Source organism: Marinomonas sp. ABL3_031 (genome assembly GCF_056161265.1).
In genome coordinates this window covers 1-7,927 of sequence record NZ_JBSWYU010000026.1, presented here as the reverse complement: position 1 = coordinate 7,927, position 7,927 = coordinate 1, and the positions used below count along the sequence as shown (strand labels likewise).

The following is a 7,927-nucleotide window of genomic DNA, read 5'->3' as shown; positions in this document are numbered from 1 at the left end:
GTTAGACTCTCATGAGACTTCAAGTTCTTTTTGAAGCCCCAGCGAGCGCCCACACAAATTATCTGATTATCTATTTTAAAGAGCGTTGCCACTGTATCGTGGCGAGGTCGTGTATAATACGACTTTCTATTTGAGATGCAAGCATTTTTTACAACAAAAATGCCGTTAATTTTATAATTAACGGCATTTCAATGAGTTAACCAAATTGCTTGTTAAACTTATTAAATAAAGTGTTTTTTATTTAATCTCAATAGCCTGAGCTTCGATCTTAGCTTTCCACTCCGCAGGACCTGTGATGTGCACTGACGTGCCTTGTGCATCAACAGCAACGGTTACCGGCATATCGACCACTTCAAACTCATAAATGGCTTCCATCCCTAATTCCGGGAAAGCAACCACTTCGGCTTTCTTGATCGCCTTAGAAACAAGATAAGCTGCGCCACCAACCGCCATCAGGTAAACAGCACCAAACTCTTTGATGGCTTCAATTGCAACAGGGCCACGCTCTGCTTTACCTATCATGCCAAGCAATCCGGTTTTCTCAAGCATAGTGTGAGTAAACTTATCCATACGAGTCGATGTCGTTGGACCAGCAGGACCTACCGCCTCCTCTTTAACGGGATCAACAGGGCCAACGTAGTAGATGAATCGCCCTTTAAGATCTACTGGCAATTCTTCACCATTGGCCATCATTTCAACCATTTTCTTATGAGCAGCATCACGACCCGTTAACATTTTACCATTAAGAAGAACTGTCTCACCCGGCTGCCATTCTTTCACTTGCTCTGGGGTAATTTCATCGAGATTTACGCGACGAACACTATCCCCTACTTCCCAAGTAATCTCCGGCCAATCATCTAAAGAGGGTGGAACAAGATCAGCAGGACCAGAACCATCCAATACAAAATGCGCATGACGAGTTGCCGCACAGTTTGGAATCATAGCCACAGGCAAAGACGCAGCATGAGTCGGGTAATCCATAATCTTGACATCAAGAACCGTCGTTAAACCACCTAAGCCCTGAGCACCAATACCAAGATTATTGACCGCCTCAAAAATCGCTAGACGCAACTCTTCAACTCGATTTTGTGGACCACGCTCTTTTAGCTCGTGGATATCAATCGGTTCCATCAAAGATTCTTTTGCCATTACCATAGCCTTCTCTGCGGTACCGCCAATACCTATACCCAACATGCCTGGCGGACACCAACCCGCCCCCATAGTTGGCACGGTTTTCTTAACCCATTCAACAATGTCATCAGATGGATTCAACATGGCTAATTTAGATTTATTTTCCGAGCCACCGCCTTTAGCAGCCACATGAACTTCAACGGTATCTCCTGGCACCACTTCCATATGAATAACAGCAGGAGTGTTATCCTTGGTATTCTTACGAGCACCAGCAGGATCATCAAGAATGGAAGCACGCAAAACATTATCTGGATGAAGGTAGGCACGACGTACACCCTCATTAATCATATCGGTGACACTCTTAGTTGTTTCCCACTGAACGTTCATGCCGACTTTTACAAAAACGGTCACAATACCAGTGTCCTGACAAATTGGACGCTTACCTTCAGCACACATGCGAGAGTTAATTAGAATTTGCGCCATTGCGTCTTTCGCCGCTTGACTCTCTTCACGCTCGTAAGCTTCATGAACCGCATTAACAAAATCCAGCGGGTGATAATAAGAGATAAATTGCAGCGCATCAGCAACGCTATCAATCAAATCGTCTTCTTTAATAATGCTCATGCTTCTCTCCTGCTGAGTATTATGAATGAATCAAAGATCGAAATGGTAAAAGATGCTGATCAGCAAAGAAAGGTTTAGACGGGGAATTAATGACATATACCCCTTATTCTTATGATGAATAAGAGGTATATTGCAAGAATGATTTTTATTTCAGCTTTTGCTCCTGTGAAGCATTCGGTTTTTGCACAGAATGCTGAATGTATTCTTCCAGAATTTTAGCCGTGAATTGTTCACGCTCAGGCAGCGAAGCAATGCGCTCAGCTTCCCAATTAATTAGACGAATAAAAACAGAATATTTCTTGATAAACTCATAACCGATATCTCGAACACCAACTTCATTGACATCCATTAAATACAAAACTTGCTCAAGATTCTTTTGCGTTTCAAATTGACTCCCCTCACTGGCAGCAAGCAAAAGCCGCTGAATTTGCTGAATTGGATTTTCATTCACTTTAGAATCTTTCTTAGCATGACCAGAAGTTAAAAACTTATCCAACATTTCTTCGGTATAACTTTCCCTTGCCTGCACATCTGTGATTTGAGCAGACTCACGCTCCAACAAACGAATAAAAAGACTCTTATTTTTAATGTCTGAAAACTCCAAGTCCTTCAAAGAAAGACCATTCTCTTCCATGATCTCAATAACTTTTTCATAAGATTCGCCCGCCTCTTCACCAGAGGACACCGCCAACATGAGTTGACGTCGCAATTCGTGCATTATCTTCGCTGCTCGGTAGTCTTCTTTGCGCTGGATATGCTGCTGAAAAGCCTCTTTATTTTGTTCTAACGCCTTACTGACCAATTCAAAACCCTGAATCGCCTCTTGTTCATCACGCAAACGATCCATACGAATCTTATTACAGCTGGCTTCCCAGGCTTCATAAGATTTTGCTCGCGCCTGAAACGCACGCTCTATGGCTTTTTCAAAACTCAACTCAATTCGAGCACGCTCAGAACGCTCAACAATCTCTTCTTGCTCATGCTCGTGTCGTTTTTGCTTTTTAAGTTGAAGATTCTCCCGGGCCAATGACAATTGAGTATGCAAATCATCAATTTCTGATTGCACCTTAGCCTCATCAAAATCGGCTAATTTTTCATACACCTTTGACCAATAAGCATCCTCAGCAAATGGCACACTCGGATCACTGGTGGAATATTGCGTTTTTAACGTTTCACCAAAATCGGATGAAGCCGGACGAAAAGCTTGGGCAGCATCAATAACATTATCATTCAAATTGTTATGTGAGACGGAGTCAGCATCATCAAAACCATTTTTAGACTCTTGCTCACTGTCCATAAAGTCTTCTGAAGCCATTGGCTCAATCACCTCTTCATCAATATTTTGATCATGGTTAGATGTTTGCTCATCCATAATGGCCTCATCACTGATAATAGGCTCTCGTTCAAGAACAGGCTCTCTATCAAAACCGTCTATTTCTTGATGAGCTGCTTCTGTCAACTTTTGATCCATTTCTGCAATATCATCTAAAATGGTTCGAGCTGACTCATAAGCACGATTAGGATCAACGTTTTTGTTTTTCTCACTGAAACGACGTTTGTACACAGAATCCGCCGAAGATGACTTTTTATGTACTGCATCTTTCGCATATTTTGGAGAGCTCCCTCCCCAACTTACACGGTACAACATAGAAGAGTCGCACAGCTGCAATATAGGCAGCTCACGCTGAGCAATAGAATATTGTCTGATCAGAGACTCCGCATGACGAAGGGCAAGATTAGACTCACTGGCGTTACTAGAAGTAGCAAGATTTAACAACTTAACTAACTTCTGTATGGCTTTTTTTCTTCTGCGTGTACTCATAAAGCAAAATCCCGGTCAGGCAAGGTCACTTCTAAGGTTTTAATGGAACAGCATCATTTAATAATACAACTCGGCATCATCACTGGGTAATTGCAAATCATCATTTAGTAATACTTGTACCTTCTGCAAAATCTCAGCCAACTTTTCCTTGGAATAAGGAACGGCAGGAAATTTCCCCCAAATAGGCCCAGGCCAACAAGAATCTGTGTCATAACGCACAATATGATGAAGATGCAGTTGCGAAACTTGATTACCTAGGGCGGCAACATTTAATTTAGTGGCGGTAAAAGCATCATGTAAGGTTTCCGCTAGGAGGCAACTTTCTGCCATTAATGTCTGACGATCCTCCTCAACCAATTGATACATTTCGGATATGCCTTTGCGCCTTGGCACTAAAATAAACCAAGGGAATTGAGCGTCATTAATCAACCTCAATTCACACAAAGAAAAATAACCCACCAATACGGAATCTCGTTGCAGCACAGGATCTAACTGAAACATCTTTACATCTTCCTATTTACAATAAAGCCAATCATAAGCACTATAGCACCCTATTTTTAAAAACACTCGGTGACTCGGAGCTTCCATGACTGATATGCAGTGTGCGATTAATGCACAAGCAAAATTAGCAGAATGCCCACGTTGGGATGAACGCACTCAAACTCTTTATTTTGTTGATATTGATTCCTTTGTACTATACGCCTACGACACACAATCTAAAAGCCTAAAGCAACGTAAATTCGACGAAGAAATCGGTTGTTTTTCGCTAACACAAAACAATGGCTTTATCGCCGCTTTCCGCTCTGGGGTTTACACCTTCAAAGATTTTGATGCTGAGTTAGAAACCTATTGGCTGGCTGATTATGACCAACAAACCACTCGCTTTAATGATGGACGATGTGATGCCAAAGGTCGCTTCTTAGCTGGCACCATGTATTCACCCAAAGATGCTTTTAAGGGCGCTTTACATCAATTCAGCCAAGGTCAACAACGTATCCTTGACCAAGCTGCTTGGACATCAAATGGCCTAGCCTTTTCACCTGATAACAGCATCATGTACTACTCAGACACACCCAACCATGTTGTTTACCAATTTGATTACAACATAAAGACAGGAGAAGCTACCAATAAGCGTGAATTCATTCGTTTCCCTCATGGTAACGGCCGTCCCGATGGTGCTGCAGTGGATGCGGAAGGAAATTACTGGTCCGCTTTATATCAAGGCCAAAGAGTTGTTAAAATAAGTCCAGACGGTGAGATACTTGCCGAATACCCTGTCCCCGCACTATACCCAACCATGGTTGCCTTTGGCGGCCCTGACATGACAACCCTCTTCGTGAGCACTTGTCGAGCGGCACAGAGCGATGAAGAATTACAACAATTTCCTCATGCAGGTGGCATTTTTACACTAGAAACGTCTGTTAAAGGACAAATTGAGCCGCGATTTGCAGGCTAATTTCATTTCATTATCGATTATATAAAGAACATACATACTATGCGCGCAAGCAACTATTTATTCTCTACTTTACGTGATGCCCCAACCGATGCAGTCGTAACCAGCCACCAATTAATGGTGCGTGCAGGTATGATTCGTCAAATATCCAAAGGTCTCTACACCTGGCTTCCTACTGGCGTGAAAGTATTTCGCAAAGTTGAAAGCATTGTCCGTGACGAAATGCAAAAAGCCGGTGCACTGGAAGTTATCATGCCAGGCGTACAACCCGCTGAACTATGGCAAGAATCTGGCCGCTGGCAAAAATATGGTCCAGAATTATTGCGCCTTAAGGACCGCCATGATCGTGACTACTGTGTTGGCCCAACGCATGAAGAAGTGATCACTGAATTGGCTCGTAACGAATTAACCAGCTACAAGCAACTACCTATCAACTTCTTTCAGATTCAGAACAAATTCCGTGACGAAGTTCGCCCACGCTTTGGCGTGATGCGCTCACGTGAATTCAGTATGAAAGACGCTTACTCATTCCACGTTAATTCTGAATCCCTACAAGAAACCTATGATGTAATGCACCAGGCGTATTGCAACGTATTTGATCGCATCGGATTAGACTATCGTCCAGTACGTGCCGATACCGGTAGCATAGGTGGCGCTTACTCCCATGAGTTCCACGTATTGGCAGACTCAGGGGAAGATGACATCGCTTTTAGCGACAGCTCAGACTTCGCCGCCAACGTTGAGCTTGCTGAAGCCATTTGCTTGAAGGAAAAAGCTGACCCTGGAACAGAATCACTGGAAGAAGTCTATACGCCAGATTGTAAAACCATTCAGAAAGTGGCTGATTTTTTGAAGCTAGATGTCACCAAAACAGTTAAAACCATGCTAGTAAAAGGCATGGATGAGAATGAACAAGAAACCATTGTGGCTCTTGTTCTGCGCGGCGATCACAACATAAACGAATTAAAAGTTGAAAAGCTAGAGGGTATTGTTTCGCCATTCGAATTTGCTAGCGAAACTGACATCATCAACAAAATTGGCTGTGCGCCAGGTTCTATCGGACCACAAGGTTTAAAAGAAAAAGGCATTCGCATTATCGCTGATCGCTCAGCGGCCGTTATGTCTGATTTCTGCGCAGGAGCCAACAAAAACGATTATCACTTTACCGGTATCAATTGGGAACGCGATTGCCCTGAATTTGAAGTAGCCGATTTGCGTAATGTGGTAGAAGGTGATCCTTCTCCCGATGGACAAGGTACTATCATAATAAAGCGCGGCATCGAAGTTGGCCATATCTTCCAACTAGGGCAACAATATGCTCAAGCCCTGAACGCTAGCGTTCTTGATGAAAACGGCAAAGCACAAATTATGCACATGGGCTGTTACGGTATTGGCGTATCTCGTATCGTCGCGGCTGCTATCGAACAAAATTTTGATGATAAAGGCATTTTGTGGCCAGAAAGCATCGCCCCTTTTGATGTGGCTATTGTTGCCATGAATTACGACAAATCTGAAGCCGTTCGCGAAGCTTGCGAAACGCTCTATAAAGAGCTAACAGCCAAGGGCCTAGATGTGCTTCTTGATGACCGCAAAGAGCGCCCGGGGGTTAAATTTGCGGATTGCGAATTGCTTGGCATTCCTCATCGCTTTGTCGTTGGCGACAAAGGCTTGGCGAACAACACGCTTGAGTACAAAAACCGTATTCAAGGCGAGAACCAAGACGTCGCCATTGATCAAGCTTGCGACTTCATACTGTCCATAAAGAAATAACCAAAGCAACGCCATTCTTCTGAGTGGCGTTTTTCTTTCAAACAGAACAAGTGATACAAACATGACCACCATTTACCACAACCCACGCTGTTCAAAATCTCGCCAAACCTTGGCTCTACTAGAAGAAAACGGCATTCAAGCTGAAATACGACTCTACCAAAAAGACCTTTTGAGCAAGAGCGAACTTGAACAACTACTCACTCAGCTAAACGTTCAACCAATTGATCTGATGCGCACCAAAGAATCGGTATACAAAGAGCTCGGCTTGAACAAAGAAAGCTCAGATGATGAGCGTATCCAGGCTATGCTTAAAAATCCAAGCTTGATTGAGCGCCCTATCGTTGTTCATAACGGCAAGGCTAAATTAGGCCGACCACCCGAAAATGTACTGGAACTCTTCGCATGAATGCCAGCGCCACACCTTATGTTTTGATCTTGTTTTACAGTCGACATGGCTCTATTGCTGAAATGGCGAAACACATTGCCCGTGGCGTAAATAAAGTAGCAGGGATGGAAGCCAAAATACGTCAAGTGCCAAACGTATCAAGCAATACCGAAGCGAGTGAAGCCGCACTCCCAAAAGAAGGCGCACCCTATTGCACCCTAGAGGAATTAAGTGAATGTACCGGTTTAGCTCTGGGGTCGCCATCCTACTTTGGCAGCATGGCAGCACCACTTAAACACTTCATCGATCAAACCTCGACCTTATGGATGACAGGGCAATTGATAGACAAACCGGCTTGCGGCTTTACTAGTGCCAGCACTATGCACGGTGGACAAGAACAATGCTTGCACAGCATGATCACGCCACTCATTCATCACGGCATGATTTGGCTTGGCCTGCCTTACAAAAACAAAGAACTGATCAGCACCACCAGCGGTGGCACACCATACGGCGCTAGCCATTTGGCCAGCAGCACACAAGAAAGCACCCTAACCTCGGAAGAAAAAGCCCTTTGTGAGGCACAAGGCGAGCGCCTTGCCAAGATAGCACTTAAGCTCAAGCACTAACACAATAAAAAGCACCGCTTTAAAATGAACTGACCCCCAATAGTTGGACATTCCAATTACTGGGGGTCTTTTTATGTCCAAATATCACAGAGAATTTAAACTGTCTTTAGCTAAGC

Annotated in this window: 7 protein-coding genes; 4 read left to right on the top strand and 3 right to left on the bottom strand. The window is 43.7% G+C overall.

What is annotated here, in order from left to right; all coding sequences use genetic code 11:
* Positions 1-237: 237 nt before the first annotated feature.
* The 3 genes from ACXAH2_RS17050 to ACXAH2_RS17040 all read right to left on the bottom strand — a co-directional run bounded on the left by ACXAH2_RS17050 (position 238) and on the right by ACXAH2_RS17040 (position 4,078).
* Positions 238-1,755, bottom strand: a complete 1,518-nt coding sequence (locus ACXAH2_RS17050; RefSeq protein ID WP_475080155.1) for a fumarate hydratase — start codon at positions 1,753-1,755, stop codon at positions 238-240.
* Between the two features lie 145 nt (positions 1,756-1,900).
* Entirely contained in the window at positions 1,901-3,577 is a 1,677-nt protein-coding gene (locus ACXAH2_RS17045; RefSeq protein WP_475080153.1) for a DUF2786 domain-containing protein, read from the bottom strand.
* A gap of 57 nt (positions 3,578-3,634) precedes the next feature.
* Positions 3,635-4,078 carry an HIT domain-containing protein gene (locus tag ACXAH2_RS17040; RefSeq protein WP_475080152.1) on the bottom strand — a complete coding sequence of 148 codons (444 nt, stop codon included), beginning with the start codon at positions 4,076-4,078 and terminating at the stop codon, positions 3,635-3,637.
* 85 nt (positions 4,079-4,163) lie between these two features.
* Here ACXAH2_RS17040 and ACXAH2_RS17035 point away from each other — a divergent pair, with 85 nt between their 5' ends.
* From ACXAH2_RS17035 to wrbA, 4 genes are all read left to right on the top strand, one after another.
* Complete coding sequence (locus ACXAH2_RS17035; protein ID WP_475080151.1) at positions 4,164-5,033, top strand: SMP-30/gluconolactonase/LRE family protein; 870 nt, start codon at positions 4,164-4,166, stop codon at positions 5,031-5,033.
* Between the two features lie 39 nt (positions 5,034-5,072).
* A complete protein-coding gene (locus ACXAH2_RS17030; protein ID WP_475080150.1) occupies positions 5,073-6,800 on the top strand; it encodes a proline--tRNA ligase in 1,728 nt (575 codons plus the stop codon).
* Between the two features lie 61 nt (positions 6,801-6,861).
* Positions 6,862-7,206 carry an arsenate reductase (glutaredoxin) gene (gene arsC, locus ACXAH2_RS17025; RefSeq protein ID WP_475080148.1) on the top strand — a complete coding sequence of 115 codons (345 nt, stop codon included), beginning with the start codon at positions 6,862-6,864 and terminating at the stop codon, positions 7,204-7,206.
* Complete coding sequence (gene wrbA / locus ACXAH2_RS17020) at positions 7,203-7,811, top strand: NAD(P)H:quinone oxidoreductase (RefSeq protein ID WP_475080147.1); 609 nt, start codon at positions 7,203-7,205, stop codon at positions 7,809-7,811. The genes arsC and wrbA overlap by 4 nt, the downstream gene beginning before the upstream one ends.
* Positions 7,812-7,927 lie beyond the last annotated feature (116 nt).

Excerpts from the sequence above, each read along its gene's own strand:
- ACXAH2_RS17040 (WP_475080152.1), bottom strand. The coding sequence starts at position 4,078 with ATGTTTCAGTTAGATCCTGTGCTGCAACGAGATTCCGTATTGGTGGGT.
- wrbA (WP_475080147.1), top strand. The coding sequence starts at position 7,203 with ATGAATGCCAGCGCCACACCTTATGTTTTGATCTTGTTTTACAGTCGA.
- ACXAH2_RS17045 (WP_475080153.1), bottom strand. The coding sequence starts at position 3,577 with ATGAGTACACGCAGAAGAAAAAAAGCCATACAGAAGTTAGTTAAGTTG.
- ACXAH2_RS17035 (WP_475080151.1), top strand. The coding sequence starts at position 4,164 with ATGACTGATATGCAGTGTGCGATTAATGCACAAGCAAAATTAGCAGAA.
- arsC (WP_475080148.1), top strand. The coding sequence starts at position 6,862 with ATGACCACCATTTACCACAACCCACGCTGTTCAAAATCTCGCCAAACC.
- ACXAH2_RS17050 (WP_475080155.1), bottom strand. The coding sequence starts at position 1,755 with ATGAGCATTATTAAAGAAGACGATTTGATTGATAGCGTTGCTGATGCG.
- ACXAH2_RS17030 (WP_475080150.1), top strand. The coding sequence starts at position 5,073 with ATGCGCGCAAGCAACTATTTATTCTCTACTTTACGTGATGCCCCAACC.